The 916-nt window shown below is 49.8% G+C and carries 1 protein-coding gene; it reads right to left on the reverse strand.

Features of this window, described 5'->3' with window-relative positions:
• Positions 1-636 (reverse strand): transposase (locus P5683_RS25340; RefSeq protein ID WP_315645660.1); only part of this gene is annotated, 636 nt, incomplete at its 3' end.
• Positions 637-916: the final 280 nt, after the last annotated feature.

The following is a 916-nucleotide window of genomic DNA, read 5'->3' on the forward strand; positions in this document are numbered from 1 at the left end:
CAACCGCCTTTCAGACTTGCGATAGAACTGCGGTGCTTCCACCACACTGCCATCACTGGCAGCGATAAAATACCGCAACCCTAGGTCAATGCCAACAGCTTTTTGACTCGGTTCACTCTGCACCTGAACATCAACCTGGATGCAGAACTGAACGTAGTAGCCATCAGCGCGACGGACTAAGCGAACCCGTTTAATCAGGGATTCGTCATAGCGTGCCAGATCGTAGGTTCCGAGCAACCGCAATTCCCCAATCCCGAAGCCATCGGTGAATGTGATGCGCTTCGGCCCGAGCAGTTTCCATCCAGAGGTTTTGTACTCCACCGAGCGGGAATGCTTTTTGAACCTGGGGAATCCTACGGGCTTAATGCCCTTTTTGCAGTTGTCGTAGAACCGACTGATTGAACTCCAGGCCCGTTCTGCTGAAGCCTGACGAGCCATGGAGTTGAGTTTCTTGGCAAAGGGAAACTCCTCAGCTAACGCTTTGCAGAGTTTGCTAAGGTCGTATTTGCCGACATCTTGGCTATCCATCCAATAGCGCAACGCCTTATTACGGACAAACTGAGCCGTCCGTATAGCGTCGTCTATAGCGGTAGCCTGGGCAGGCTTTACCCGTGCTTTGAACTCAAGTACAATCATTTTCCCTTATATTAGCATATCTGGCGCAAGAATGCGGCTAAAGCCGCCGTTGCTTTTCATCCCTGGGCTAAAGCCACAGGGCTTTCAAGCTATCGTCTATTCACGTAAGCTCCGGGAATTCTACCACTATACAAAAGATGCCTAACTCGGGTGGTGCTTACACCCATCAATTTTGCGGCTTGAGAAGTACCTATGAACATTATCGGCAAAAACTATTACGATAGTGTTATGGTCGAAGGGAAAGTCACCTTTCCCAACTCCAATTCAAAACCGTGCTTGG

The sequence above is a fragment of the Limnospira sp. PMC 1279.21 genome (assembly GCF_032349615.1).
Lineage (GTDB): Bacteria > Cyanobacteriota > Cyanobacteriia > Cyanobacteriales > Microcoleaceae > Limnospira > Limnospira fusiformis.